Source organism: Streptomyces sp. NRRL F-5126 (assembly GCF_000721265.1).
Lineage (GTDB): Bacteria > Actinomycetota > Actinomycetes > Streptomycetales > Streptomycetaceae > Streptomyces.
In genome coordinates, this window is sequence record NZ_JOFZ01000009.1 from 1 (window position 1) to 26952 (window position 26952).

24 protein-coding genes are annotated in these 26952 nt (G+C 74.2%); 12 read left to right on the forward strand and 12 right to left on the reverse strand.

Going from position 1 to position 26952, the window contains the following annotated elements:
• The first annotated feature begins 641 nt into the window (after positions 1-641).
• Complete coding sequence (trpS, locus tag IH48_RS0120155; protein WP_030906230.1) at positions 642-1640, forward strand: tryptophan--tRNA ligase; 999 nt, start codon at positions 642-644, stop codon at positions 1638-1640.
• A 60-nt stretch (positions 1641-1700) separates the two neighbouring features.
• Here the strand turns inward: trpS and proC are convergent, their stop codons facing one another.
• A complete protein-coding gene (gene proC, locus IH48_RS0120160) occupies positions 1701-2534 on the reverse strand; it encodes a pyrroline-5-carboxylate reductase (protein WP_030906233.1) in 834 nt (277 codons plus the stop codon).
• 98 nt (positions 2535-2632) lie between these two features.
• Here proC and IH48_RS0120165 point away from each other — a divergent pair, with 98 nt between their 5' ends.
• A complete protein-coding gene (locus tag IH48_RS0120165; RefSeq protein ID WP_051840234.1) occupies positions 2633-3454 on the forward strand; it encodes a nucleotidyltransferase domain-containing protein in 822 nt (273 codons plus the stop codon).
• Here IH48_RS0120165 and sigJ read toward each other — a convergent pair.
• The 7 genes from sigJ to IH48_RS0120200 all read right to left on the reverse strand — a co-directional run bounded on the left by sigJ (position 3441) and on the right by IH48_RS0120200 (position 10483).
• Positions 3441-4334, reverse strand: a complete 894-nt coding sequence (gene sigJ, locus IH48_RS0120170; protein WP_030906239.1) for an RNA polymerase sigma factor SigJ — start codon at positions 4332-4334, stop codon at positions 3441-3443. The genes IH48_RS0120165 and sigJ overlap by 14 nt on opposite strands.
• A gap of 117 nt (positions 4335-4451) precedes the next feature.
• Entirely contained in the window at positions 4452-5195 is a 744-nt protein-coding gene (locus tag IH48_RS0120175; RefSeq protein ID WP_030906243.1) for a class I SAM-dependent methyltransferase, read from the reverse strand.
• Between the two features lie 80 nt (positions 5196-5275).
• On the reverse strand, positions 5276-5902 hold the full coding sequence (locus IH48_RS0120180) for a hypothetical protein (protein ID WP_051840236.1): 627 nt from the start codon (positions 5900-5902) through the stop codon (positions 5276-5278).
• Between the two features lie 62 nt (positions 5903-5964).
• Positions 5965-7815 (reverse strand): dihydroxy-acid dehydratase, encoded by a 1851-nt coding sequence (gene ilvD / locus IH48_RS0120185; protein WP_030906247.1) that lies wholly within the window; start codon positions 7813-7815, stop codon positions 5965-5967.
• Positions 7816-7926: 111 nt separating this feature from the next.
• On the reverse strand, positions 7927-8559 hold the full coding sequence (locus tag IH48_RS0120190; protein ID WP_030906250.1) for a TetR family transcriptional regulator: 633 nt from the start codon (positions 8557-8559) through the stop codon (positions 7927-7929).
• A complete protein-coding gene (locus IH48_RS0120195) occupies positions 8556-9428 on the reverse strand; it encodes a sugar phosphate isomerase/epimerase family protein (protein ID WP_030906253.1) in 873 nt (290 codons plus the stop codon). The genes IH48_RS0120190 and IH48_RS0120195 overlap by 4 nt, the downstream gene beginning before the upstream one ends.
• A 113-nt stretch (positions 9429-9541) precedes the next feature.
• Complete coding sequence (locus tag IH48_RS0120200; protein ID WP_030906255.1) at positions 9542-10483, reverse strand: Ppx/GppA phosphatase family protein; 942 nt, start codon at positions 10481-10483, stop codon at positions 9542-9544.
• Positions 10484-10557: 74 nt separating this feature from the next.
• Between IH48_RS0120200 and IH48_RS0120205 the strand changes: the two genes are divergently transcribed.
• A complete protein-coding gene (locus tag IH48_RS0120205) occupies positions 10558-11397 on the forward strand; it encodes a hypothetical protein (protein ID WP_030906258.1) in 840 nt (279 codons plus the stop codon).
• A 357-nt stretch (positions 11398-11754) separates the two neighbouring features.
• Here IH48_RS0120205 and IH48_RS36320 read toward each other — a convergent pair whose 3' ends face one another.
• Together IH48_RS36320 and IH48_RS0120215 are read right to left on the reverse strand one after the other, a co-directional pair.
• Positions 11755-13719 (reverse strand): BACON domain-containing protein, encoded by a 1965-nt coding sequence (locus IH48_RS36320; protein WP_030906261.1) that lies wholly within the window; start codon positions 13717-13719, stop codon positions 11755-11757.
• 106 nt (positions 13720-13825) lie between these two features.
• A complete protein-coding gene (locus tag IH48_RS0120215; RefSeq protein ID WP_030906263.1) occupies positions 13826-14014 on the reverse strand; it encodes a hypothetical protein in 189 nt (62 codons plus the stop codon).
• 303 nt (positions 14015-14317) lie between these two features.
• On the opposite strand from IH48_RS0120215, the gene radA reads away from it, so the two are divergent.
• Both radA and disA read left to right on the forward strand, forming a co-directional pair.
• Positions 14318-15727 (forward strand): DNA repair protein RadA, encoded by a 1410-nt coding sequence (gene radA, locus IH48_RS0120220; protein WP_030906266.1) that lies wholly within the window; start codon positions 14318-14320, stop codon positions 15725-15727.
• Between the two features lie 44 nt (positions 15728-15771).
• Positions 15772-16905 carry a DNA integrity scanning diadenylate cyclase DisA gene (disA, locus tag IH48_RS0120225; RefSeq protein WP_030906268.1) on the forward strand — a complete coding sequence of 378 codons (1134 nt, stop codon included), beginning with the start codon at positions 15772-15774 and terminating at the stop codon, positions 16903-16905.
• Positions 16906-17577: 672 nt separating this feature from the next.
• Here disA and IH48_RS0120230 read toward each other — a convergent pair.
• On the reverse strand, positions 17578-18432 hold the full coding sequence (locus IH48_RS0120230; RefSeq protein WP_051840237.1) for a hypothetical protein: 855 nt from the start codon (positions 18430-18432) through the stop codon (positions 17578-17580).
• Between the two features lie 192 nt (positions 18433-18624).
• Between IH48_RS0120230 and IH48_RS0120235 the strand changes: the two genes are divergently transcribed.
• The 7 genes from IH48_RS0120235 (at position 18625) to IH48_RS0120265 (ending at position 25920) form a co-directional block, all read left to right on the forward strand.
• Complete coding sequence (locus tag IH48_RS0120235; RefSeq protein ID WP_030906274.1) at positions 18625-19518, forward strand: adenine glycosylase; 894 nt, start codon at positions 18625-18627, stop codon at positions 19516-19518.
• Between the two features lie 217 nt (positions 19519-19735).
• Positions 19736-20323: a SigE family RNA polymerase sigma factor gene (locus IH48_RS0120240; protein WP_030906277.1), complete on the forward strand. Its 588-nt coding sequence runs from the start codon at positions 19736-19738 to the stop codon at positions 20321-20323.
• A 62-nt stretch (positions 20324-20385) separates the two neighbouring features.
• Positions 20386-21204 (forward strand): hypothetical protein, encoded by an 819-nt coding sequence (locus tag IH48_RS0120245; protein WP_051840239.1) that lies wholly within the window; start codon positions 20386-20388, stop codon positions 21202-21204.
• Positions 21205-21322: 118 nt separating this feature from the next.
• The gene (gene cseB, locus IH48_RS0120250; protein WP_030906283.1) at positions 21323-22042 is read left to right on the forward strand and encodes a two-component system response regulator CseB; all 720 of its coding nucleotides are present in this window, start codon (positions 21323-21325) and stop codon (positions 22040-22042) included.
• Positions 22039-23334: a two-component system sensor histidine kinase CseC gene (gene cseC, locus IH48_RS0120255; RefSeq protein WP_030906286.1), complete on the forward strand. Its 1296-nt coding sequence runs from the start codon at positions 22039-22041 to the stop codon at positions 23332-23334. Before cseB ends, cseC begins: the two co-directional genes overlap by 4 nt.
• Positions 23335-24320: 986 nt before the next feature.
• Positions 24321-25211 (forward strand): SAM-dependent methyltransferase, encoded by an 891-nt coding sequence (locus IH48_RS0120260; RefSeq protein ID WP_078849893.1) that lies wholly within the window; start codon positions 24321-24323, stop codon positions 25209-25211.
• Positions 25212-25332: 121 nt separating this feature from the next.
• The gene (locus IH48_RS0120265) at positions 25333-25920 is read left to right on the forward strand and encodes a TetR/AcrR family transcriptional regulator (RefSeq protein WP_030906292.1); all 588 of its coding nucleotides are present in this window, start codon (positions 25333-25335) and stop codon (positions 25918-25920) included.
• Between the two features lie 30 nt (positions 25921-25950).
• Here IH48_RS0120265 and IH48_RS0120270 read toward each other — a convergent pair whose 3' ends face one another.
• Complete coding sequence (locus IH48_RS0120270; RefSeq protein WP_030906295.1) at positions 25951-26679, reverse strand: M23 family metallopeptidase; 729 nt, start codon at positions 26677-26679, stop codon at positions 25951-25953.
• Positions 26680-26952 lie beyond the last annotated feature (273 nt).

Here is a 26952-nt window from a genome sequence, read left to right on the forward strand (position 1 = left end):
CATATCTGGCGTTGACTTTTAGCACGCTGTTGAGTTCTCAAGGAACGGACGCTTCCTTCGGAAACCCTTCCAGGCTCCCTCCGGGCGCTTTCCCTTCGGCCTTACGTTTCTGAACTCTACCAGACGCTGTTTCCGTCCGATTCCCCGTCAGAAAGGGATCCTGCCGCTGTCTTTCCGACCCATTCGCTCGGCCGTTCCGACGAGTGAGACTTTAGCGGAATCTGGGGCTCCGACGCCAATCGGGGCTCCGGCTCTCTCGAACGCGGATTCCATCCTCCTCACTCGCGCAAAAAGACACGCAGAACGGCACGACGCGAAGTCGCTCGTTCCTCGTGGTTCCCGCGGAGTGGCTGCCCGGGGACCGACCTGGGTCGGCACTCACGTCGAACAGCCCGGGGTACGTTACGGATCGGTGTGTGGTCTGTCAACTTGGGGGTGGACCCGCGTACACTCGCCCCCATGACCTCGCGTGTACGTATCCTTCGCACCCTGTGGCGGGCCGCCTGACGGCGGCCGGTACACACACGCATCCAACGGCCGCCGCCTCCCGGCGGCCGTTCTGTTTCTCCTCCCACTCGCTCCGGAGTGGCACGGCCCGCCAGGCGGCGACGGTCCACCAACGGAGGCAGGAGACACAGTCCATGACCACCATCTTCAGCGGGATCAAGCCCACCGGGCACCTGACACTCGGGAACTACCTGGGCGCCATCGCCCGGTGGGTCGACATCGACCAGCACCAGTCCGACGCGTTCTTCTCCGTTGTCGACCTGCACGCCCTCACCGTGGAGCACGACCCCGCGCGGGTGCGCCGGCTCAGCAGGCAGACCGCGACGCTGATGCTCGCCGCCGGGCTCGACCCCGCGCTCTGCACGCTGTTCGTGCAGAGCCACGTGGACGAGCACACGCGGCTGTCGTACCTGCTGGAGTGCGTGGCCACCGACGGCGAGCTGCGGCGCATGATCCAGTACAAGGAGAAGAGCGCACGGGCGCGCGAGTCCGGCGACAGCGTGCGCTTCTCGCTGCTGTCGTACCCGGTGCTGATGGCGGCCGACATCCTCGCGTACCGGACGGACGAGGTCCCGGTGGGCGAGGACCAGACGCAGCACGTCGAGCTCGCCCGCGACCTGGCCGTGCGGTTCAACCAGCGCTACGGGCAGACGTTCACCGTGCCCCGCGCGACGCGGCCGCAGGTGGCCGCGCGCGTCATGGACCTCCAGGACCCCACGGGGAAGATGGGCAAATCGCATCGGGACACGGCGGGGATCGTCTACCTGCTCGACGACCTCGACACCGTGCGGAAGAAGATCATGCGGGCCGTCACCGACAGCGGGCGCGACGTCGTGTACGACCGCGACGCGCGGCCCGGCGTGGCGAACCTGCTGGACATCCTGGCCGCATGCCGCGGCGGGGACCCGGCGGCGCTCGCCGCGTCGTACGACTCGTACGGGGCGCTCAAACGGGACACCGTGGAGGCCGTCGTCGAGGTGCTGCGGCCGCTCCAGGAGCGGCACGCGGCGCTCGCCGCCGACCCCGCGCAGGTGGACAAGGTGCTGAGGGACGGCGCCGAGCGGGCGCGTTCCGTGGCCAGATCTGTCGTCGACGCGGCCTACGCGGCCATCGGCCTGCTGCCCGCCGCCTGACGCGCGACCCGCCGGTCATCCGCCCGCCTCGGTGCGAGCGGGTGGCCGGCGCCGCCGGCGTCAGCCGTTGCCGGTGGCCAGCTCGCGGCTGCGGTCCCTCGCCGCTTCGAGTGCGGCGATGAGGGCCGCCCGTACGCCGTGGTCCTCCAGCTCGCGGATCGCGTTGATCGTGGTCCCGGCGGGGGACATGACCGCCTCGCGGAGCTTCACGGGGTGCTCGCCGCTGTCGCGCAGCATGACCGCCGCCCCGATCGCGGACTGCACGATCAGGTCGTGGGCCTGGGCGCGCGGGATGCCGAGCAGGATGCCCGCGTCCGTCATGGCCTCGACGAGGAAGTAGAAGTACGCGGGCCCCGAGCCCGACAGGGCGGTGGCGGCGTCCTGCTGGGACTCGGGGACCCTGAGCGTCTTGCCGACGCCGCCGAAGATCTCCTCGGCGTGCGTGAGGTGGTCCGGCAGCGCGTGGCTGCCCCCGGAGATCACGGACATGCCCTGGTCCACGACGACGGGCGTGTTCGGCATGACGCGCACCACGGCGACGCCGTCGGCGAGCCTGTCCTCGATGTACGCCGTCGTGATGCCGGCCGCGGCGCTGATGACGAGCCGGTCGGCCGTGGCGTGCGGGGCGAGTTCGTCGAGGAGCTTGCCCATGTCCTGCGGCTTCACGGCGAGGATGAGGGTGTCGGCACGCTTCGCCGCGTCCTCGTTGGTGACGGGCTCGACCCCGTACCGGTCGCGCAGTTCGGCAGCGCGCTCCGGCCTGCGCGTGGTCACCAGCAGGTTCTCGGGGCGCCAGCCCGCGCGGATCATGCCGCTGAGCAGCGCCTCGCCGATCTTGCCTGTGCCGAGGACCGCGACAGTCCTGTTCGAGCGGGCCTGATTCGTGCCGGTCAATTCGGTCACCTCGCCGTGCGGGTTCGTGCGGGTTCGTGCGGGGGCTTCTGTACGGGGGGTCTTCTGTACGGGGCCCGTACCGGGCCATCCTGGCACCCATGACCGAATCCCCCGCACCTCTCGCCACCGAGCGGCTCCTCGCCCGCTTCACGGCCGCCCTGCCCTCGTACGTGACCGCCCTGTGGGCGCACGGCTCGCTCGCCATGGGCGACTACCGGGAAGGGCGCAGCGACCTCGATCTCGTCGCCGTCGTCGACACCGGCGGGGACGGGGGCGGGAGTGAGGACCGCGACGGTGAGCGGGAGCTGCTGGCCGGGGTGCACAGGGCGCTGATACGCGACGAGCCGCTCGCGCGCCTGCTGCACTGCACGTACCTGTCGCGCTCCCGTCTCGCCGACGCCGCGCTCGACCACTTCACGTGGGCCCACGGCGAGCCCTTCGAGCGGCCCGTCACCCCCGTCGCACGCCAGGAACTCCTCAGCCGCGGGAGGGTGCTGCGCGGTCCTTCGCCCGCCTCGCTGCTGCCGCCGCTCGGCGACGGGGAGTTGGCCGCCTTCGTCCGCCGTGATCTGCGGGAGTACTGGTACCCGGTGGCCGCGCGGCCGGAGTTGTGGACGGAGGACATCTGGGTGACGCTCGGGATGGTCACCCTGGCCCGTGCGGCCGTCACCCTCCGCGAGGGCCGTCTCGTCACCAAGCGCGAGGCGCTGGCCGAGCTCGCGCGCATGGGCGCGCCGGCCGGGGTCGTCGAGGACGTGCGCGCCCTGCGCTACGACCCGGACCCCGTGCCCGCGGCCGAGCCGTGGCGCTCGCGGCGCGGGGAGGAGGCGCGCGCCTTCATCCGTGCGGGGATCGAACGCGTGCTGGCCAACGGCGGGGAAGCGGCTGCGGGGGCTGCCGGGTCGGTCAGAGTGGTGTGAGTTCGGCGATGCGTACGTTGCGCAGCTTGTCCGGGTTCAGGACGCCGTCCATCGCCCTGATCCGTCCGTCGGCCACCCTGAACGCGTACACGGCGACGACCCCGGCCTCGGCCTCGCACAGCACCGCGCCCGGCGCGCCGTTGACGTCCCGGGCCACCATGCGCAGCCGCTGCGGGCCGAAGTGGTGCAGGACGCGGTTCATGGACGCGGCGACCTTCTCGCCGCCGATCACCGGCCACCGCGCCGCGACGGCCAAGCCGCCGCCGTCCGAGCGCAGCACCACGTCGGGGTCGAGGACTTCGAGCAGCGCGTCGGAGTCCTCCGCCATGACCGCGTCGAGGAACGCGTCGACGGCACGGCGGCTCTCCTGCCGGCCGGCGGCGGGGAGGGGCGCCTGCGCGCGGATCCTGCGGCGGGCGCGTGACGCCAGTTGCCTCGCGGCGCCGGCGTCCCGGCCCACGATCCCGGCGATGTCCGCGAACGGCACGGCGTACACGTCGTGCAGGACGTACGCGGTGCGTTCGGCGGGGGCGAGGCGTTCGAGGACGCTCAGCACCGCCGTCCCCGCCGTCTCCGCCGACGCGTCGAGTGGTGCCGCGTCGTACTCCGGTTCCCCGTCCGTGACGAGTGGTTCGGGCAGCCAGGTGCCGGTGTAGGCGTCCCTGCGTGCGCGCGCCGCCATCAGGCGGTCGTGGCAGAAGCTGCCGACGGCGGCCGTGAGGTACGCGCGCGGAGCACCGGCCTCATCGGCGGGCAGGCGCCGCCACCGCGACTCCGCCTCGCGGACGGCGTCTTCCGCGTCCGCGACGGAGCCCGTGATGCGGTGGGCGATGGCTCCGAGGCGCCGGCGTTCCCGCTCGAATACCGCCAGTTCGGCCATGGCAGGCTCCCGGAGTGTCTGGGTGTGTGTCCCGCGCCACCCATGTTTCCGCGCCGGGGCTGCGGCGTCCAAGGTCTTCGGCGTCTCGTGACGAGTCGCGTCCGTTATCGCCGCTGGTCAGCGCCGCGCGGTGACGAGGTCGACCACGTACGCCTCCTCGACCGTGCCGTCCGGGAAGGCGTCGAGCAGTGCCTGCCGTTCCGCGGTCAGGAAGGCGGCCGTCGCGCTCTCGCCCAGCATCCGGAACACGGAGTGGGTGGACAGGTTGGCGAGGTGCTCGTCGACCGCCACCGTGCGCGACCAGGGGACCCGGCGGTGGGCGGTCGGCACGCTGCCCGGCAGCAGCGGGCCCTGCTCGCGCGCGCCGTGGACGCCGTGGCCGCCGTCACCGCCGTGGGCGCGCAGCCGTGCGTCCTGGGCCGCGAGCCAGGGGACGGTCTGATCGGCGACGTTCCAGAAGAGGGCGAGCGTGCCGCCGGGACGCAGGACGCGCATCGCCTCGGCGAAGGCGCGCTCCCGGTCCGTCCAGTGCCAGGACTGCGCGTACGTGACGAGGTCGGCGGACGCGTCCGCGAGTGGCAGGGCGTCCCCGACGGCCCGTACGAGCGGGACTTCGGGCAGCACGGCGTGCAGCCGCGCCGCCATGCCGGGTCCCGGCTCCACGGCGGTGACGCGCGCGCCGCGTGCGAGCAGCGAGCGGGTGGCGATGCCGGTGCCCGCGCCGACATCGACGGCGTGCGCGCCGGCGAGGGGACGGCCGGCGGCCTCCTCGATGGCGTCGAAGAGGGCGGGCGGGTAGCCGGGGCGCGAGGTGTCGTACAGCTCGGCGACGACATCGAAGGACAGGGCGCGTGCGGTCATGGCACTCCTCCTACGGCGTGCGGACGGGCAGGCGTGCGGCGTGCGGATGGGCGGCGCTGCCGGGTGTGCGCGGTGCGACGCTACGCGTTCTCGGTGCTCGCCGCGGTCTTGCCGGTCTTCCCGGCCTGCCCGCCCGGCCTCTTCTTCTTCCCGCGGGCGCCCGGGTTGCCGCTGCGCGCGCTGCGCCGCTTCTCGTACGCGGCGACGGCGGCCTCGTACTCGCGCCGCCGCAGCCCCTCCCCCGGCGCCTCGGTGAGCGAGCGGACGAAGTAGGCGAGGAGTGAGCCGATGAATCCGATGGCCTTGAGGCTGCGCAGGGAGTCCTCGCGCGCCTGGTCGGCCGGGCGCTCGCCGAACCCGGCCCACGTCCTGCGGAAGGCGACGAAGCTGCACACCGCGAACATCGCGACGACCAGGACCCCGACGAACGACCCGACGTCGGCCAGCGCGATCCCGTCGTACGCGAACCGCAGCACGACGCAGGACGCGGCCGCGGCGACGAGCGACCCCGCGGCGGCACCCACGCGGCGCACCGCGTAGCCGCCGTCGTGGTGCACCCATGTGGCGCCGAAGAAGCGCAGCTCCTCCGGCTCGGGCCCGCCGCCGGCGGTGCCCCGTGCCGGCGCGTGCCGCGCGGCCGTGTCTGCCGCGGGCGCACCGTCCGCGCTGTCGTCCTGCCCCGCGGGGCGCTGCCGCTGATCGCTCACGAGTCGATTATCCCCGCTCGCCGCCGCGCGCCGAAGCGCGTGCCGGGAGCCGGGTGCCGCGTTCAGCCCAGGCGGGACACGTCGCGGACGGCGCCGCGGTCCGCGCTCGTGGCCATCGCCGCGTACGCGCGCAGTGCCACCGACACCTTGCGCTCCCTGGCCTTCGGCGCGTACACGCCGTTCAGCGCCTCGCGGCGCGCGGCCAGCTCCACGTCGTCCACGAGCAGTTCGATCGAGCGCGCCGGGATGTCGATGCGGATGCGGTCGCCGTCGCGCACCAGTGCGATCGCGCCGCCCGAGGCCGCCTCGGGCGAGACGTGGCCGATCGACAGGCCCGACGTGCCGCCGGAGAAGCGTCCGTCCGTGATCAGCGCGCACGACTTGCCGAGGCCGCGGCCCTTCAGGTACGAGGTCGGGTAGAGCATCTCCTGCATGCCGGGGCCGCCCTTGGGGCCCTCGTAGCGGATCACCACGACGTCGCCCTCGGTGATCTCCTTGCGGAGGATCTTCTCGACGGCCTCCTCCTGCGACTCGCAGACGACCGCGGGGCCCTCGAACTTCCAGATCGACTCGTCGACGCCGGCGGTCTTCACGACGCAGCCGTCCACGGCGATGTTGCCGCGCAGCACGCCGAGGCCGCCGTCCTCGCTGTAGGCGTGCGCCACGTCGCGGATGCAGCCGCCCGCCGCGTCGGTGTCCAGCGACTCCCACCGCTCGGACTGGGAGAACGCCTCGGCGGAGCGGACGCAGCCGGGCGCCGCGTGCCACAGGTCGACGGCCTCGTCGGACGGCGAGCCGCCGCGCACGTCCCAGGTGCCGAGCCAGGCCTTGACGCTCGGCGCGTGGACGGTGTGGACGTCCTCGTTGAGCAGGCCGCCGCGGTACAGCTCGCCGAGGATGGCGGGGATGCCGCCCGCGCGGTGCACGTCCTCCATGTAGTACGTGCCGCCGGGCGCCACGTTCGGGGCGACCTTCGCGAGGCACGGCACGCGCCGCGAGACCGCGTCGATGTCGGACAGGTCGTAGTCGACGCCCGCCTCCTGCGCCGCCGCCAGCAGGTGCAGGATCGTGTTCGTGGAGCCGCCCATGGCGATGTCGAGCGCCATCGCGTTCTCGAACGCGGCGTGCGTGGCGACGCTGCGCGGCAGGACGGACGCGTCGTCCTGCTCGTAGTAGCGCTTCGCCAGGTCGACGACGGCGGCGCCGGCCCGCTCGTACAGGGCGCGGCGCGCGGTGTGGGTGGCGAGGACGGAGCCGTTGCCCGGCAGGGCGAGGCCGATGGCCTCCGTGAGGCAGTTCATCGAGTTGGCGGTGAACATGCCGGAGCAGGAACCGCAGGTCGGGCAGGCGTTCTCCTCGATGCGGAGCATGTCGGCGTCCGACACCGACTCGTCCACCGCGTCCGACATGGCGTTGATCAGGTCGAGCTTGCGCACCGTGCCGTCGACGAGCGTCGCGCGGCCGGCCTCCATGGGGCCGCCGGAGACGAAGATCGTGGGGATGTCGAGGCGCATCGCGGCCATCAGCATGCCCGGGGTGATCTTGTCGCAGTTGGAGATGCAGACGAGCGCGTCCGCGCAGTGCGCCTCGACCATGTATTCGACGGAGTCCGCGATCAGGTCGCGGGACGGCAGCGAGTACAGCATGCCGCCGTGGCCCATCGCGATGCCGTCGTCCACGGCGATGGTGTTGAACTCGCGCGGCACGGCGCCCGCCGCCTTGACGGCCTCGGAGACGATCCGGCCGACCGGCGCGAGGTGGGTGTGCCCGGGCACGAACTCGGTGAAGGAGTTGGCGATGGCCACGATCGGCTTGCCGATGTCCTCGCTCGCTACGCCCGACGCCCGCATAAGGGCGCGCGCGCCCGCCATGTTGCGGCCGTGGGTGACAGTGCGGGACCTCAGCTGGGGCATCGTCGCTCGCTCCTTCGGCGGGGTTACGTAGGCCCGAGCGTACGCTCCGTCTCCAAGATCCGGACACCTCGTCCGGAATGCGGGACGCTCAGTGCTCCGTCAGATGGCGCTTCAGTGCTCCGTCAGATGGCGCTGCAGCGTCGGCGCCACCCGGCGCACGATCTCCTCCGCGTCCACGCTCGCCAGCGGCTCCACGCCCAGCACGTAGCGCAGCAGCGCGACGCCGATCATCTGCGACGCGGCCAGCTCCGCGCGCAGCGTGGGGTCGGGCACGTCGAGCCCTTCGGCGATCCGCTCGAGCAGCCGCCGCAGCACGAACGTGCGCAGGACGCCGGCCGCCGTCTCGTTCGTCAGCGCCGAGCGCATGACCGCGAGCAGGGGCGCCCTGGTGCGCTCGTCCTCCCACACGCCGAAGAACAGGCGGGCGAGGCGCTCGCCGATGGCGTCACGGTCGCCCGCGAGGACGTCGTGCACGCCGAGGGCGGGTTCGAAGGAGACCTCGATGGCGGCCGCGAAGAGCCGCTCCTTCGTGCCGAAGTAGTGGTGGACGAGCGCCGCGTCGACGCCGGCGGCCCTCGCCACGGCGCGCACCGACGTCCTGTCGTAGCCGTGCTCGGCGAACCCGCCGCGCGCCGCCGCGAGGATGCGCTCGCGCGCGCCCGGGCCGGCTTCGGCCGCGGTGCGCGACGGGCGGCCACGGCCACGGCGTCCCGGCGCGGGCTCCCCGGCGGTGCGGCCGGTCACACGGCGCCGCCGGCCCGGCCGGTGCGCGGCGGTGCGGCGAGACGTCGGGCGCGTGCGTCGGCGAGGTGGCGCCGGGTGAACGACAGGGCCTCCGCGAGGTCCGCCTCGCGCTCGGCCACGGACACCGCGCGGCGCGTGTTGACCTCGATGACCACATGGCCGTCGAACCCGCGGTCCGCCAGGCCGTGCAGCAGCTCGGCGCACGGCTGGTCCCCGCGCCCCGGCACCAGGTGCTCGTCCTTGGCCGAGCCCTTGCCGTCGGCGAGGTGGACGTGTCCGAGGCGGTCGCCCATGCGGTCGACCATGGCCATCGTGTCCGTGCGCGCGGTCGCCGTGTGCGAGAGGTCGACCGTGAAGTGGCGGTAGTCCTCCTTGGTGACGTCCCAGTCCGGCGCGTACGCCAGCATCTCGCGGTCCCGGTAGCGCCACGGGTACATGTTCTCGACGGCGAACCGCACGTCCGTCTCGTCCGCCATCCGCCACACGCCGGAGACGAAGTCGCGCGCGTACTGGCGCTGCCAGCGGAACGGCGGGTGCACGACCACCGTGGAGGCGCCGAGCTTCTCGGCGGCGGCCCTGGCGCGCTTGAGCTTCGTCCACGGGTCGGTCGACCAGACGCGCTGGGTGATCAGCAGGCAGGGCGCGTGGATCGCGAGTACCGGCACCTCGTGCCGGTCGGACAGGGCCCGCAGCGCGTCGAGGTCCTGGCTGACGGGATCCGTCCAGACCATCACCTCGACGCCGTCGTAGCCGAGGCGTCCCGCGATCTCGAAGGCCGTCGCGGTGTTCTCGGGGTAGACGGACGCCGTCGAGAGGGCGACCTTCACCCCCGGGGCGCGCGCCGCTGGACCTGCCGCTGGATTAGCCACCAAGACAGGGTACGGGCCCCCGCCGGCGGCGCGGCCCGCGTCCACAGGCGTGCTCGGGCCGGTGCTCAGGCCGGCGGCGGCAGGCGGTGCTCAGGCCGGCGGCAGGCCGGTGCTCAGGTCGGCGGCAGCAGGTCGAGGCGGCGCAGGATCACGCCCTCGCGCAGCGCCCACGGGCAGATCTCCAGCTCGTCCACGCCGTACAGGTCCATCGCCGCCTCGGCGACCAGCGCGCCTGCGAGCAGCTGGGGCGCCCGCTCCAGGGACACCCCCGGCAGCGCGGCGCGCTGCTCGACGGTCATCGCCGCCAGCCTCGGCACCCACTCCTCGAGTGAGGAACGACTCAGCCGGCGCTGCGCGTACGGGCCTCCCGCCGACCCGGCCGAGCGTGCGGCGCCGCCGATCCTGGCGAGCTGGCGGAACGTCTTCGAGGTGGCGACGGTGCGGTCGGGGCTGCCCAGCCGGCTGAACTCGCCGACCGTGCGGGCGATCTCCGCGCGCACATGGCGGCGCAGGTCACGTACGTCGGCGGCGTCCGGCGGATCGCCCGGCAGCCGCCCCGCGGTGAGGCGGCCCGCCCCGAGCGGCAGCGACACGGCGGCGTCGGGCGCCTCGTCCATCCCGTACCCGACCTCGAGCGAGCCCCCGCCGATGTCGAGGACGAGCAGCTTGCCCGCGGACCAGCCGAACCAGCGCCGCGCGGCGAGGAACGTGAGGCGCGCCTCGTCCGCGCCGCTGAGCACCTGAAGGTCGGCGCCGGTCTCCGCGCGGACCCTGGCCAGCACGTGGTCCGCGTTCGCGGCCTCGCGCACGGCGGACGTCGCGAAGGCGAGTACGTCCTCGCACCCCTTGTCCTCGGCGGCCCTGACGGCCTCGGCGACGGTCGCCACGAGCCGGTCGACGCCCTCGCGCCCTATCGCGCCGTCCGCGTCGACGAGTTCGGCGAGGCGCAGCTCCGCCTTGTGCGAGTGCGCGGGCAGCGGCCTGGCGCCGCGGTGCGCGTCCACCACCAGCAGGTGGACGGTGTTGGAACCGACGTCGAGGACTCCGAGTCTCATGCGCGGAACCGTACGTGAGCCCGCCTGCCGCCGTGCGGCGGACCGTACGGCACCAAGCCGTTAGCCTGGGGCGCGTGCCTAAGACGAACAAGACGAAGGCGGGCAAAGCCGAGCGCGCGCGTGGGCGTGGGCGCGAGGCGGACGAGCACGGCCTGGACTTCCCTCGCGCGTGGGTCGAGTTCCCCGACCCGGCCGACGACGAGCAGGTCTTCCGCTGCGACCTGACGTGGCTGACGTCACGGTGGACGTGCATCTTCGGCAGCGGCTGCCAGGGCATCCAGGCCGGCCGCGGCGACGACGGCTGCTGCACGCTGGGCGCGCACTTCTCCGACGAGGAGGACGAGGAGCGCGTGGCCGGGCACGTCGCGCGGCTGACGCCCGACGTGTGGCAGTTCCACGAGGAGGGCACGCACGGCGGCGGCTGGACGCAGGAGGATGAGGACGACGGGGAGCGCCAGACCCGCGTGTGGCAGGGCTCGTGCATCTTCCAGAACCGCCCGGGCTTCGCGGGCGGCGCCGGGTGCGCGCTGCACATCCTGGCGCTGCGGGAGGGCCGGGAGCCGCTGGAGACGAAGCCGGACGTGTGCTGGCAGCTGCCGGTGCGGCGCACCTACGACTGGATCGACCGCCCGGACGACACGCGCGTACTGCGGGTGTCGATCGGCGAGTACGACCGGCGCGGCTGGGGTCCCGGCGGCCACGACCTGCACTGGTGGTGCACGTCCGCGACGTCGGCGCACGGCGCGGGCGACCCGGTGTACGTGACGTACGGGCCCGAGCTGACGGAGATGATGGGCAAGGAGGCGTACGACGTGCTGGCTCAGCTGTGCGCGCGCCGCGTGCGCAGCGAGCTGCCGCTGGTGGCCCCGCACCCGGCGGACCCGGCGGGGCCGGGGGCTTCGGCCGCGCACTGAGCCGCGCGCCCGCGCGTCCGCCACCCGATGCGGGGCGCGCATCGGGCCCCTCGGCCGCCGGGCCGGGCCACGACGGGCCAGGACGGCCCGACCCTCCGAACGGGTCACCGGGCACGGCCACACGCCGAGCGGGGCCGTTTCCCGCGGGGGTCGGCAGGGCTGCCACCGTCGGGCGGGCGACCGGCTGAGGACCCGCCGGGCCTGGGCGGCGGCCGGGCAAGCGGGCCCTGGGGGCACGGCCCCCGCCCCGGGGCCGAGGACGCGAAGGGGGTCGGCGCTGATGCCACCCGCCGAGGCGTGGACAGCGGCCGAGGGACCGGCTGGTCGGCACGCCGGCAGGGGCCGGCGGTCGCGGGGTCAGCTCGCGGAGGGCGGGGGCGTGCTCGCGTCCGTTGTCGGTGGGGGCGACGTCGGTGGGGTCTGGGTGGAGCCGCCCGAGGGCGGCTGCGTCGGGTCGGTCGTGCCGCCGCCCGTGCCGCCGCCCGACGGGTCGGACGGCGCGCCCGACCCGGTCGGTGAGCCGCCGGTGCCGGGGCCGCCGCCGGAGCCGCCGGATCCTCCCGAGCCCCCGGAGGAGCCCGTTCCGCCGCCGGAGCCGCCATGGCCTCCGCCGCCGTGGCCGCCGTGGCCCTTGTGCCCACCGCTGCCGTGATGGCCGCCGCCGTGGTGGTGGCCGGGCCTGCCCGGCTTGCCGCCGCCGCCCGCGCGCGGGCCCGTCGGGTAGCCGTAGCCGTCCACCAGCACCACCGCGCCCGTCGGATGCAGCGCGATGCGCACGCTCCACGCGCCCCGCGGCTCGCGCGCGTGGTCGACGGTGACGTCGATCGTGACGGACCTGCCCGGCGCGAGCGTGCCGGACGACCGGCTCAGACGCAGCCAGTTCGCGCCGACGCTCGCCGCCCACGAGACGGGTGCGCCCGAGGCGGTGAGCGTGATCGTCGTGCGTCCTGACGACGTCCTCGCGGTGACCGCGAGCGAGCCGGCGGAGGCGGAGCCGCGCCCGCCCGAGTGGCCCGCGGCGCCGTGGCTGACGACCTTGACGGACACGTCGGAGCCCTCGGCGCCGTGCCCCCGGCCGCCCTCGGCGGACGGCGATCCCGAGCGGTCGCTGGCGTTGCCCGCGTTCTCGTAGCGCTCGTAGCCCTTGCCGTCGCGCGCCGAGGGGTCGCCGGACTCGCCGGCGCTGATCGAGGGGCCGCCGTGGCCCTCCCCGGTCTCCGGCGCGCCCCGGTAAGCGGCCCACAGCGCGAGCACGGGGGCCGCGATGACGGTGGCGACGACGGTGGTCGTCACGGCGCGGGAGCGCAGCCGGTCGCGCCTGGCCGCACGGTCCTTGGGGTCGAGTGGGAAACCGTTACGCCCGAAGCGGGGACTGGCGCCCCTGGACCTCGGAGCGTGCAGCATCGCGGCGTACGCGGCCGCCCTGTCGACCTCCACGAGCGGCAGCACGGCGGGCGATCTGCGCCCGGCGCGCGGACGAGCGGGCCCCGCGCCGGCGCGCGCGCCGGGGCCGGAGCCCGGCCAGGGCCCCGCCGCCTCGACGCGCTCCGCGGTGCGGCGGCAGCGCGGGCAGTCGTCCACATGGCGCACGAGCTCGCGCCGGAGCGTGGCCGAGAGCAGGACCTGGCTGTCGCCGGTCAGCCGCGCGACGGCGGGGCAACTGCCGGTCTCGACCACGGCGAGCGCCGCGCGCGTGCGTTCGACCTCGACGGCGGCCGTGGACAGCGTCGTGCGCGCGGCGGAGAGCTCGAGGGACAGCACGGAGGCGACGCCCTGCGGGCCGAGCTGGTGCCGCACCGCGAGTTCGAGTACCTCGCGCTGGACCGGCGTCGTGCCCGCGGCCTCCGGCCAGGCGAGCAGCGCCAGTTCGCGACGCCGCCGCTCCTCGGCCGCCTCGGCTGCCTGCGCGCTCTCGCCGTCGGCCGCGGCGGCCTGCGAGCCCGCCCCGCCTTCCGCGCCCCGCGCCGGCGCGGGCTTCGGCTGCGCGGGCTTCGCCTGCGCGTGCGCCCCCTCGCGCCCTCGGCGCTGCTCCGTGAGTCTGCGCAGGCACACCCACCGGGCCAGCGCGTAGAGCCACGCCTTGCGTTCGCCCTCGGCCGTGGGCGAGCGTCCGTACTGGCGCTCGGAGAGTGCCAGCACCTCGCCCAGCACCGCCATCGCCGCGTCGTGGTCGCACAGCACGGAGAGGCAGTAGGTGAACAGGCCGTCCAGGTAGGGCTCGTAGCGCGCGGGCGGCCGAGGCGCCGCCAACCGGGGCGCACGATGGGGCGCCTGGTGCGCGCCGCTTGCGTGCATGGAGGTCTCGGGGCTGCTGCTCGTCACCCGGCGACGGTAGGCAGAGGAGCGCGCACCCTTCGCTCCTCTTGGGGGCATTTAATCCGTACGGGTGAAGAAACCCCGCGAAAGGGGACAAGAATCGTCACTTCACTTACGACGAGTGCACGCGGTTGACGCGTCGCCGCGAACAGGCGCCGAGCGCCGGGTAGGTGCGCACGGGCCACCGGTTCATCGAACGCATCGACAGGTTCCGCCGTGCGATGCCGGCGCGGCTGTTCGGCGCGTACCCGCCGACGCCGCCGGGCAGCAGCTCCTGCGCCTGTCGCACGTAGGGCCGCATGGCCCGCTCGTACGCGGCGAAGGCCGCACGGTGGTCGCCGGGCGCCGACGCCGGCTCGCAGGCGAGATCGAGCGTGAACTCGTCGGTCGCGTCGAGTGCGCGGAGGAGGCGCGGAACCTCCCACCCGAGCCCCGCGAACCGCTCCCTGAGCAGCGCGCGCCGCGCCGCCGCGTCCCCGCGCCGTACAGGCAGCGGTCCCGACCGGAAGGTGAGCGACCCCTTGAGCTCGACGCCCTCGCCGACCGCTCCGGACCAGGACGGGCACCGGCGTCGGTGTCAGTGCCTGGCTATACGGTGAGCCGCATGGCTGCCCGTACGAAGACCACGAAGGACCGGCCGTCCTACCGCTGCACGGAATGCGGGTGGACCACCGCGAAGTGGCTCGGCCGCTGCCCCGAGTGCCAGGCGTGGGGCACGATCGAGGAGTACGGGGCACCCGCCGTGCGCACGACGGCGGCGGGACGGGTGACGGCCGCGGCCGTGCCCATCAGCGAGGTCGACGGCCGGCAGGCCACGGCGCGCTCCACGGGCGTGCCCGAGCTCGACCGGGTGCTGGGCGGCGGGCTCGTGCCGGGGGCCGTCGTGCTGCTCGCGGGCGAGCCCGGCGTCGGCAAGTCCACGCTGCTGCTCGACGTCGCGGCGAAGGCGGCGAGCTCAGAACACCGCACGCTGTACGTGACGGGCGAGGAGTCCGCGAGCCAGGTGCGGCTGCGCGCCGACCGCATCCGCGCGCTCCACGACGACCTGTACCTGGCCGCGGAGACCGACCTGTCGGCGGTGCTCGGCCACCTCGACGCGGTGAAGCCGTCCCTGCTCGTCCTCGACTCCGTGCAGACGATCGCCTCGCCCGAGATCGACGGCGCGCCCGGCGGCATGGCACAGGTGCGCGAGGTCGCGGGGGCGCTGATCAGGGCGTCCAAGGAGCGCGGCATGGCCACGATGCTCGTCGGGCACGTCACGAAGGACGGCGCGATCGCGGGCCCGCGCCTGCTTGAGCACCTGGTGGACGTGGTCCTGCAGTTCGAGGGCGACCGGCACGCGCGGCTCCGCCTCGTACGGGGCGTCAAGAACAGGTACGGCACGACGGACGAGGTCGGCTGCTTCGAGCTGCACGACGAGGGCATCACGGGCCTCGCCGACCCGTCGGGCCTGTTCCTGACGCGGCGGGACGAGCCCGTACCCGGCACGTGCCTGACGGTCACGCTTGAGGGGCGCAGGCCGCTGGTCGCGGAGGTGCAGGCGCTCACGGTCGACTCGCAGATCCCGTCGCCGCGGCGCACGACGTCGGGCCTGGAGACGTCCCGGGTGTCGATGATGCTGGCGGTGCTGGAGCAGCGGGGCCGGATCTCTGCGCTCGGCAAGCGGGACATCTACAGCGCGACCGTCGGCGGCGTGCGGCTGACGGAGCCCGCGGCGGACCTCGCGGTGGCGCTCGCGCTGGCCTCGGCGGCGAGCGACACCCCGTTGCCGAAGAATCTCGTGGCGATCGGGGAGGTGGGCCTCGCGGGCGAGGTCAGACGCGTCACGGGCGTGCAGCGGAGGCTGGCGGAAGCCCACCGTCTGGGCTTCACGCACGCCCTCGTGCCGTCGGACCCGGGGAAGGTCCCGGCCGGTATGAAGGTCACGGAAGTCGCCGACATGGGCGATGCGCTGCGGGTCCTGCCGCGCCGGGCTCGCGCGGAGCCCCCGCGGGGCGAGGAGGTGCGCCGGTAGACTTTGCCCTGGTCTCGCCCATCCGTACGAGCCGGAGGAATGCAGTGGCAGCAGGCGACCGGGGGTCGACCCCCGGAAAGTCCGGCGCGGGCTCCGGCGTTCCCGGCGGCGAATCGCTCATGCGCTCGGCCCTGAGCGCGGTCGCGCCCGGCACGACGCTGCGGGACGGTCTCGAACGGATCCTGCGCGGCAACACCGGCGGCCTGATCGTCCTCGGCATGGACAAGACGGTGGAAGCGATGTGCACGGGCGGGTTCGTGCTCGACGTCGAGTTCACGTCGACGCGCCTGCGCGAGCTGTGCAAGCTGGACGGCGCGCTGATCCTGGACAAGGACATCACGAAGATCCTTCGGGCGGGCGTCCAGCTCCTGCCGGACGCGTCGATCCCGACGGACGAGACGGGCACGCGGCACCGCACGGCGGACCGGGTGTCGAAGCAGTGCGGCTTCCCCGTCGTGTCGGTCTCGCAGTCGATGCGGCTGAGCGCGCTGTACGTGAACGGTGAGCGGCGTGTCCTTGAGGAGTCCGCGGCGATCCTGTCCCGTGCGAACCAGGCACTCGCCACGCTTGAGCGCTACAAGCTGCGCCTCGACGAGGTCGCGGGCACGCTGTCGGCGCTGGAGATCGAGGACCTGGTCACGATCAGGGACGTCACGGCCGTCGCGCAGCGCCTTGAGATGGTCCGGCGCATCGCCACGGAGATCGCCCAGTACGTGGTGGAACTCGGCACGGACGGCCGCCTGCTGGCGCTCCAGCTGGACGAGCTGATCGCGGGTGTCGAGCCGGAACGCGAACTGGTCGTGCGCGACTACGTGCCGGAGCCGACGGCGAAACGGTCCCGCACGGTGCGCGAGGCGCTGGACGAGCTCAACACGCTCACCCACACCGAGCTGCTCGAACTGCCCATGGTGGCGCGGGCGCTCGGCTACAGCGGCTCGCCCGAGACGCTGGACTCGGCCGTCTCGCCGAGGGGTTACCGCCTGCTCGCGAAGGTGCCGAGGCTGCCGGGGGCGATCATCGAGCGCCTCGTGGAGCACTTCGGCGGCCTGCAGAAGCTGCTCGCGGCGAGCGTGGACGACCTGCAGACGGTCGACGGCGTCGGCGAGGCACGCGCTCGCAGCGTGCGCGAGGGCCTGTCGCGGCTGGCGGAGTCGTCGATCCTGGAGCGCTACGTCTGAGGCCGTAGCGGGCGGCGCAGCCGCCCGGCGACGGCCGGCGCCGTGCCGCGCACAGGCGCCGCGAACGCGGCGCGAACTCCCCCGGGCAGCCGCCGTCGGGCCGCTCCCGCCGAACGGCACTCCGGCGGCGGACCCGCCGTCACTGCGGCCCCGGATGGACACCGACGGGTCACCGGCCGGTGCGGTGCTCGGTGAGCGACTCCCAGAGACGGGCGCCAGGCACCACGGCCCGGGCCCGACAAGAGGCCCGGCTCCCGAACGTCCGGGCCCACAGCCCCAAAACGCGGTTCCGCGGCTCGCTGCGCGGCCCGGCCGCACCACTGCGGCGGGACCGGATACCGACGGGCCCCGGCCTGCCGGCACCGCGCGCAGCGGTGCCGCGGTGCACGGACACCGGGGCGAACGCACCGGGACGCGGCGGGACTTCCGACGAGCGACTTGGCCGTGGCCGCCGCCTCCCGGCCGGAGGCGGGCGCCGACGCGGACGCGAACCGTCCGCTCCCTGAGCGGCCGCAGCGTCAGTGACGCACCGGCGCCACCTGCGGGCGAACCCGCCTGCGGGGGCCGCCGGTAGGGCGCGGGGCGAGCGCCCGAGGTGAACACCGCGGCGCCCGCGCTCGCCACCCGCCGTGCGGGCCGAGGCCGGTGGCGAGAGGGACCGGCCCGGCCGGGTCAGTCCGCGTCGAGGCGGATCGACTTCTGGGACTGCGCCTGCGGCACCGTCGCGACCGATGTCGTGAGCTGCACCAGGTACGTGCCCGCGGACGCCGCCGGCGGGGTGGGGCCCGAGCACTTCGTCGTGGAGCGCCTGCGGTCCCACGTCACCGTGCGGGTCATGCCCGCGTGCGCGGGCACCTCGTAGTACGCGTGCGCGGTCTTCGGGCAGTCCTTGGACGTCCAGATCTGGTCGTCGCCCGTGTTCGTGATGGTGAGGACCATCGCCTTCGCCCCGAGGTCCACCTTGCAGTCCGTGCCCGAGGCGTTGGTGACCGCCAGCTTGAACTGCGGCTTCTCGCCCGGCGCGTAGGCCACCTTCGTGCTGTCGAGGGCTACCTTCACCGCGGACTTCGCGCAGGTCGGCAGCGACGTGCCGGCCTGCACCCGGCGGCCCGCGCCGCCACCCGCCGCCGCACCGCCGGCGGCCGCGCCCGCGGCCCCGCCGCCGCCCGTGCCCGCCGTGGAGCCGCCGCTGCCGCCGGAGTTCGCGGAACCGCCGCCCGAGCCGCTCCCGGCGGAACCGGCGGACGCACCCGCGGAACCGCCAGAGCCGCCGCCGTCCGACTCGTCGCGCCCGCCCGGCTCTTGGCTGATCGCGGGCCCCGAGCCGCTGGGGCCCGGAGTGATCGACGTGGCGGGCGCGGGGCCTCCGCCCTTGTCGTCCTGGTTCTTGCCCGCTCCCCCGCCGCCCGAGGTGACGAGCCACGCGATCAGCGCGGCTGCCAGCACGACCAGAGCGGCAGCCACCGACCTCCGGCGCCAGTAGATCGAGGAGGGAAGCGGCCCGACAGGATTACGCAGAGAACCCACGCGCCGAACTCTACGAGACGACGCGGTCAACTCCCGCCCCGCATGTCCCTCCTCTCCCAAGATTTACGGATGATCGCCACGGCGTGCCACCCCCATGCCGCCCTCGTGCCATCCACTGCCGTCCCCTGCCATCCCCGCACGTCCGTGGCGCCGCCCGCTGTCGCGCCGTGGCATGCGACCATCGGTCTTGCCATGACTGCCACCGAACGAAACCCCACGGCGCTGCACACCCCCCTCATCGCCTGGTTCGACGCCAACGCCCGCGACCTTCCCTGGCGGCGTCCCGAGGCCGGCGCCTGGGCCGTGATGGTCAGCGAATTCATGCTGCAGCAAACGCCGGTGAGCCGGGTGCTGCCCGTGTTCGAGCAGTGGCTCGCCCGCTGGCCGCGCCCCGCCGACCTCGCCGCCGAGGCGCCGGGCGAGGCCGTGCGCGCCTGGGGCAGGCTCGGCTACCCGCGCCGCGCGCTGCGACTGCACGCCGCCGCGCGGGCGATGGCGGAGCGGTACGGCGGCGAGGTCCCACGCGAGCACGCGCAGTTGCTCGCGCTGCCCGGCGTCGGCGAGTACACGGCCGCCGCGGTGGCGTCGTTCGCGTACGGGCAGCGCCACGCGGTGCTCGACACCAACGTGCGCCGCGTACTCGCCCGCGCCGTCACGGGCGTCCAGTACCCGCCCAATGCGACGACGGCCGCCGAACGCAGGCTCGCCCGGGCCCTGCTGCCCGATGACGACGCGACCGCCGCGCGGTGGGCGGCAGCCTCGATGGAACTCGGCGCGCTCGTCTGCACCGCGAGGAACGAGGCGTGCGGCGGATGCCCGCTCGCGGCCGCGTGCGCCTGGCGTCTCGCGGGCAAGCCCGCGCACGACGGCCCCGCGCGGCGCGGCCAGACGTACGCGGGCACCGACCGGCAGGTGCGCGGCAGGCTGCTGGCCGTCCTGCGCGAGGCGACGGACCCGGTGGAGCAGCGTCGCCTCGACGCCGTGTGGCACGAACCGGTGCAGCGTGCTCGCGCCCTGGACGGGCTGGTCGCCGACGGGCTGGTGGAACCCCTGCCCGGCGGCCGCTACCGCCTGCCGCTCGGCTGAGGTCAGACAGCGCAGGAACCCCCGCGGGCGCCCGCGCCCGGTGCCCTCGCCGCCCCGACGCGCCCGATTTGTCGGTCCGTTACACAACCGATGGGCAGCCGTGCGCCACCCTACGGGCGCGCAGGACAGGCCCGTGACAAGCGCTCCGTAGCTTTCTGTGCCAGACGCACACAGCGAGCGTGGAACAACGCACGGGGTCGGTCGGAGGCGGTCAGGTATGGCGCAGGTCAGCGAGGTGCTCGAGTTCGAGGAGTACGTGAGGACCCGGCAGGACGCACTGCTGCGGAGCGCCCGCCGGCTCGTGCCCGACCCCGTCGACGCCCAGGACCTGCTGCAGACCGCGCTCGCGCGCACCTACCGCCGCTGGGACGGCATCGCCGACAAGTCGCTCGCCGACGCCTACCTGCGCCGCGTCATGATCAACACCCGTACGGAATGGTGGCGCGCGCGCAAGCTCGAAGAGGTGCCGACCGAGCAGCTGCCCGAGGCGAGCGTCGAGGACGGCACGGAGCAGCGCGCCGACCGCGCCCTGCTGGTGGACGTGATGTCGGTGCTGGCGCCGAAGCAGCGCAGCGTTGTCGTGCTGCGGCACTGGGAGCAGATGAGCACCGAGGAGACCGCCGCCGCGCTCGGCATGTCTGCGGGTACGGTGAAAAGCACACTGCACCGCGCCCTGGCCCGGCTCCGCGAAGAGCTGGAGAGCCGTGCGCTCGAAGCGAGGGGCGTGGAGCGTGCGGAGAGCCGGCGCGTGGTCCGGCGCGAAGGTCCTGACCAGGAACGGGGGCGACACAGGTGCGCGGCCTGAGATCCCGGAGGTCGTCCCCTGGCGGGGGTGGCGGATCCGGTGAGCCCGGGACGGCCGTCTCCGTGGACGGCCGTCCCTTCGGCGACTCCGGCACCGCGCGCAGAACCGCTCCTCCCGGCCGCTCCGGCGCCTCTGACCGCCCGCCGCGCTCAGCCGCCCGCGTCTTCGCGGCCGGCGGCTCGACCGTCGCCGGGCTCGCGGGACTCGCCACCATCGGCCTGCTCGCCGGCGGCTGCTCGGCCGGCGGCACCGGTATGCGCGACGAGGGCCCCGCCGTACCCGCGCCCGTCGAGCGCACGATGCCCACGCCCTCGCAGAGCCCGCAGCCCACCGCGAGGAGCGTCAACCCGGTGGCGCTGCTGCGGGCCGACCCGCGGGTCAGCGAGAAGATCAAGGACTCGCTCAAGCCGTGCGGCGCCGATTCCTACCCGGTGAACACCTCGTACGGCGACCTCACGGGCGGCTCCCGGCCCGACCTCGTGATCAACGTGACGACCTGCAAGGACTCCATCGGGATCGGCACGTACGTCTACCGTGCGACGGCCGCGGCGCAGCCCAGTGCCGACCCGGGCCACGAGGTGAGCGAGGAACCGCTGCTCCGCAAGAAGCAGCCGCCCCTGCCTGGCAGGTACGAGAACGTCTTCACGTCCGAGGAGCCCTCGGTGTACGCGGCCATAGACCGCGGTGAGCTGGTCGTGACGCAGCAGGTGTACGGCAAGGGCGACTCGGTCACGTACCCCTCGGGCGAGGAGGTCGTGACGTACGACTGGACGAACTCGAAGTTCGTCGAGCGGTACCGGGTACGCAACACCTACAGCAAGCCGGTGGACGGCGACGACGACCTGGGCGCGTCAGCCCCCACCCCGGAGCCCTCGGGCTGACGGATCCCGGGCACCGGGCGATCCCGGATGGCGAGGAACCCCCGTACAGCGAGGAATCCAGGACACTGGGGGAAGCCCCGAACCGAGAGAGAGCAAGAGAAAGGCTGAGAGCCCCCGGATGGCCGACACCCATGTGCTGTTCGTCGAGGACGACGACGTCATCCGCGAGGCCACCCAGCTCGCGCTGGAGCGGGACGGCTTCACGGTGACCGCCATGCCCGACGGGCTGTCCGGCCTCGACGCGTTCCGCGCGGACCGGCCGGACATCGCGCTGCTCGACGTGATGGTGCCCGGCCTCGACGGGGTGAGCCTGTGCCGGCGCATCCGCGACGAGTCGGCCGTCCCCGTCATCATGCTGTCGGCGCGCGCCGACTCCATCGACGTGGTGCTCGGCCTCGAAGCCGGGGCCGACGACTACGTCACCAAGCCGTTCGACGGCGCCGTGCTGGTCGCCAGGATCCGCGCGGTGCTGCGCCGCTTCGGCCACGCGGCGGGGGTGCGGGGCGGCGCGGGGGCCGAGCAGGGCGCCGGTTCCGACGGCGGCGGCCGCTCCGGCGTGCTGGTATTCGGCGACCTGGAGGTCGACACCGAGGGCATGGAGGTGCGCAAGGCCGGCGAGCCCGTGTCGCTGACGCCGACCGAGATGCGGCTGCTGCTGGAGTTCTCCGCCTCCCCGGGCACCGTGCTGTCCAGGGACAAGCTGCTCGACCGCGTGTGGGACTACGGCTGGGGCGGCGACACCCGGGTGGTCGACGTCCATGTGCAGCGGCTGCGCGCCAAGATCGGCCAGGACAGGATCGAGACGGTCCGCGGCTTCGGGTACAAGCTGAAGCCGTGAGACGGCTCGCCCTGCGCACCGGCATCCGGTGGAAGATCAGCATCGCGATCGCCGCGGTCGGCGCGCTGATCGCGGTGGCGCTCAGCCTCGTCGTGCACAACGCGGCCCGCGTCTCGATGCTGGACAACGCCCGCGAGTCCCAGCTCGCCCAGACGCTGTTCGCGGAGCGGCTGTACGACACGACGAAGGAGGCCAAGTTCGGCACGAAGATCAACGATCCGGCGCTGCCGCGCGAACTGCGCGAGAAGGCCAAGCAGGGCAGGCGCGCCACGCTCATCCAGGGCGGCGGTGTGCCGGACGTGTGGGCCGCGGTGCCCCTCGGCAACGGCACGGTGCTCTCCAGCCACAGCAAGTTCGCCGAGCGCTCGACGAGGATCATGCAGGACCTGGACCGTGCGCTGATCATCGGCTCGGCGGCCGTCGTCGTCGGCGGCTCCGCACTCGGCGTGCTCATCGGCGGCCAGATCTCCCGGCGGCTGCGCAAGGCGGCGGCCGCGGCGGGCCGGGTGGCGCAGGGCCAGACGGACGTCAGGGTCGGCACGGCCGTCGGCGGGGTCGTACGCGACGAGACCGACGAGCTGGCCCGCGCGGTCGACGCGCTGACCGATGCGCTCGGTGAGCGCATCGAGGCGGAGCGGCGGGTGACCGCGGACATCGCGCACGAGCTGCGCACCCCGGTCACCGGCCTGGTCACGGCCGCCGAGCTGCTGCCGCCAGGCCGCCCGAGCGAGCTCGTACGGGACAGGGCGCAGGCGATGCGGACGCTGGTGGAGGACGTGCTGGAGGTCGCGCGGCTCGACAGCGCGTCCGAGCGGGCCGAGCTGCAGGAGATCGCGCTCGGCGAGTTCGTCCAGCGCCGGGTGCCGGCGCTGGATCCCGGCGCTGACGTGGAGGTGGTGCGCGAGTCGTGGGTGAACACGGACCCGCGCAGGCTGGAGCGGATCCTGGGCAACCTGCTCGCGAACGCGCGCAAGCACGGCGGCGCGCCGATCGAGGTGAAGGTCGAGGGGCGGGTGCTGCGCATCCGCGACCACGGGCCCGGATTCCCTGACGCCCTGCTGCACGAGGGGCCGAGCCGGTTCCGCACGGGCGCGTCGGACCGTGCGGGCCAGGGCCACGGGCTCGGCCTGACGATCGCGGCCGGCCAGGCGAAGGTGCTGGGCGCGCGGCTGACGTTCAGGAACGCGGGGGCCGACGGCACGGGCGGGGCGGTGGCGGTCCTCTGGCTGCCGGAGCACGCGCCGACGACGACGGGCAGCTTCCCGGCCGTGGGCCCCCCGCAGCAGCCCTGAGCCCGCAGGCGCGAGGCGCGGCGCACGGCCCCGGCGCGCCCGCCCCGGTGCCCGAGCGGCCGCAGGTCCCCGGCGCGTCCGGGCGGGACCGGGCCCCGGAAGGCGCAGGACCACCATCCGCGGCCAGGCACCCACCCGGCCCGGACGAACACACAGCGCCGTCCTGGCGAGCCCGCCCCCATCAGGAGCATGCGTACGCCGCACGGCACGTGGCCCTCCACGCGCCGCCAGGGACGGCCCCGGCCCCCGGACCGGCGCACAGGACCACCATCCGCGGCCAGGCACCCATGCCCGGCACCCGGCCGGGAACGCACAGCGCCGTCCTGGCGAGCCCGCGCGCAGCCCTCCACGCGCGCCACCCGAGGACGGCGCCCGGTACCCACGGCCGCCCCGGCGGCCGGGAGCAGCGCACCGGACCACCATCCGCGGCCAGGCACCCACGCCCAGCACCCCGGACCGGACGGACGCACGGCGCCGCCCTGGCGAGCCCGCCCCCATCAGGAGCCTGCGTACGCCGCACGGCACACGGCCCTCCACGCGACGGGCCCGGCCCCCGGACCGGCGCACAGGACCCCCATCCGTGGCCAGGCACCCACGCCCGGCACCCCGGCCGGGAACGCACAGCGCCGCGCCGGCAAGCCCGCGCGCGGCCCTCCACGCGCGCCACCCGGGGACGCGCCCGGTACCCACGGCCGCCCCGGCGGCCGGGAGCAGCGCACCGGACCACCATCCGCGGCCAGGCACCCACGCCCGGTGCCCTGGACCGGACGGACGCACGGCACCGACCGGGCGCCGGGCGGGCGGGACGGTACGGCGCGCGGCGCGCGGGCCTCCACGCGCGCCATCAGGGACGGGCCCGGCGCGCAGGAGCACGTCCCACCAGGCATCCGGCGCCCGGGGCACGCGCCCAGAGCCGGCCGGCACTGACTTGACGTCAAACCTCCACGCCCGTAGGCGAGTTGGCGGCATTGTGCCAGACTGGGCCGATGGCATATTCCAAACCGCCCCAGGTCGACGCCGGCAGACCCCACCCCGCGCGCGTCCACGACTTCCTCCTGGGCGGGAGGGACAACTACCCCGCGGACCAGCGCGTGGCCCGCCGGCTCCCCGACGGTGCCGCGCGGGCCGCGCGGCAGAACAGGGCGTTCATGCGGCGGGCCGTCGGCTGGCTCGCCAGCACCGGCGTCGACCAGTTCCTCGACGTCGGCACCGGGATCCCGACCGAGCCGAACCTCCACCAGATCGTCCAGCGCGTCAACCCGGCCTCGCGGGTCGTCTACGCCGACAACGACCCCGTCGTCCTGCGGTACGCGCAGGCCCGCCTCATCAGCTCCCCGCTGGGGGCCGTCCACTACGTGCACGCCGACGTGCGGGAGCCCGCGGCGCTGCTGGCCGCCGCCCGCGGCCTGCTCGACCTCGGCAGGCCCGCCGCGCTGACGCTGACGGCCCTGCTGCACTTCCTGCCGGACGAGGACGACCCCCTCGGCCTCACCCGCACCCTCGTCGCCGCGCTCGCGGCGGGCAGCTACGTCGTCCTCTCGCACGACACCGGCGACTTCTCCGGCGACGCGGCCGACCGTGGCGCCCCGGCACAGGGCCAGGCACAGGGCCAGGCGCCGGACCCGGCGCGGGACGGCGCGTACGGCGCGGGCGCCACGCTGCGGCACCGTGGCCGCGCGGATGTCAGCAGGTTCTTCGACGGCCTCGAACTCGTCGAGCCCGGCCTCGTCGCCGCCCCGCTCTGGTACAAGGACACGCCGAGGCCCGAGGAGGAGACGCCAGGCGTCTACGCGGGCGTGGCACGCGTCCCCGTGGCACGCGTCCCCGTGGCAGGCGTCACCATGACGGGCGGACCCGGGCCGCGCCATTCCGGTTGAGTGACCACGCACTCTTACTTGCCGCCCGGCTAGTACGTACAATGGGCCGGCAGCCACCGATCCGGCGGCCGTCACGCGAGACGCGGCGCCAGAGGCGCCCCGAGGAGAGCGAGAGCGCGCCATGGCCGGCACGGGAACCCAGCGCAAGAGCGACACCCGGCAGCGGATCCAGGACGTCGCCCTCGACCTCTTCGTGGAGCAGGGGTACGAGAAGACGTCCCTGCGGGAGATCGCCGAGCGGCTGGAGGTCACCAAGGCCGCGCTGTACTACCACTTCAAGACGAAGGAATCGATCCTGGTCAGCCTCTTCGCCGACCGGGTGGAGCCGCTCGACGAGCTGGTCGCGTGGGCGCGGGAACAGCCGCGCACCCTGGAGGTCAAGCAGGAGTTCCTGCGGCGCTACACGGAGCAGCTCAAGGCGTCCTCCCGGCTGTTCCGCTTCATGCAGGAGAACCAGGCCGAGCTGCGGGACCTGCGCGTCGGCGAGACGTTCAAGAGCCGCGTCGACGCCACGCTTGAGCTGCTGCTCGCGCCCGACCCGTCGCTCGCCGACCGGGTGCGCTGCATGGCGGCACTGTTCTCACTGCATGCGGGCATGTTCGCCCTGAAGGACGTCGAAGGAGACCCCGAGGAGAAGTACGACGCTCTCCTCGAAGTCTCCTTCGAACTGCTGGCGGCCGCCCACGAGGGCCGCGGCCCGGCCGCCTGAGCGGAGCCGCGAGCGGCGGGGACCCCGGTGTCAGACCTTGACGCCCATCTTGTTGAGGAACGTGACCGGGTTGATCGCCGAGCCGTAGTTCGGCGTGGTGCGGATCTCGAAGTGCAGGTGCGGCCCGGTCGTGTTGCCGGTGTCGCCGGACTTCGCGATCTCGTCGCCGGTCTTCACGTGCTCGCCGATGTGCACCTCGATGCGCGACAGGTGCGCGTACTGCGAGTACTTCCCGTCGGAGTGGCGGATGACGATCGCGTTGCCGTACGCGTCGCCGTCGCCGGCGCCGTGCGGGCCCGCCTTGACGATCGTGCCGGTGTGCGCGGCGTGGACCGCGGTGCCGACCGGCACGGCGAAGTCCTGGCCGGAGTGCTTGTGCATCCAGTGGCTGCCGGAGTCGTCGAACTTCGCGGTCAGCTTGTAGTGCGTGACGGGGTCGATCCAGGACGCGGCCTTCTTCTTCGCCGCGGCCTGGGCCGCCTTGGCCTTCGCCGCCTTGACCTGCTTGGCGTGGGCGGCCGCCTGCTTCGCGTGGGTAGCGGCCTTGGCCTGGGCGTCCGCCTGCTGGTGCACGGCGGCCGCGGTGGTCACGGCGGTGGACGCGGGGGCGACGGGCGCCTGGGCGCCGGCGTCGCCGGTCGCGGCGAACGCGGCCCCGGCCCCGCCCGCCAGCGACACCCCGAGTCCTGCGGCCACGACGGCGACGCGAGCACGACGGACGTTGGTGTGCGGGGTGCGGAACTTCGAGCGCAGCGACATACGGGGAAACCTCCGGGCATGAATGGACCCGGCGCTCCCGCACCGGGCTTGCCCCACCTTGGTAACCCGGCCACGCATCTCCGCCCAAATGCCTCATCTACGACACGGCTTCGTACCCGCCTGACGGCCGAAAGTCCCTTGACTCGCCCCGCCGAGCCGCCTTCCTCGGTACTTTTCCGTCCAAACCGGGCATTTCAATGGTCAAATACCCGGTATTTCCCCTAATGGCCCTAGTAGTGCCGAAACGGCCTGTGCGGCTTGTCACGGCCACCG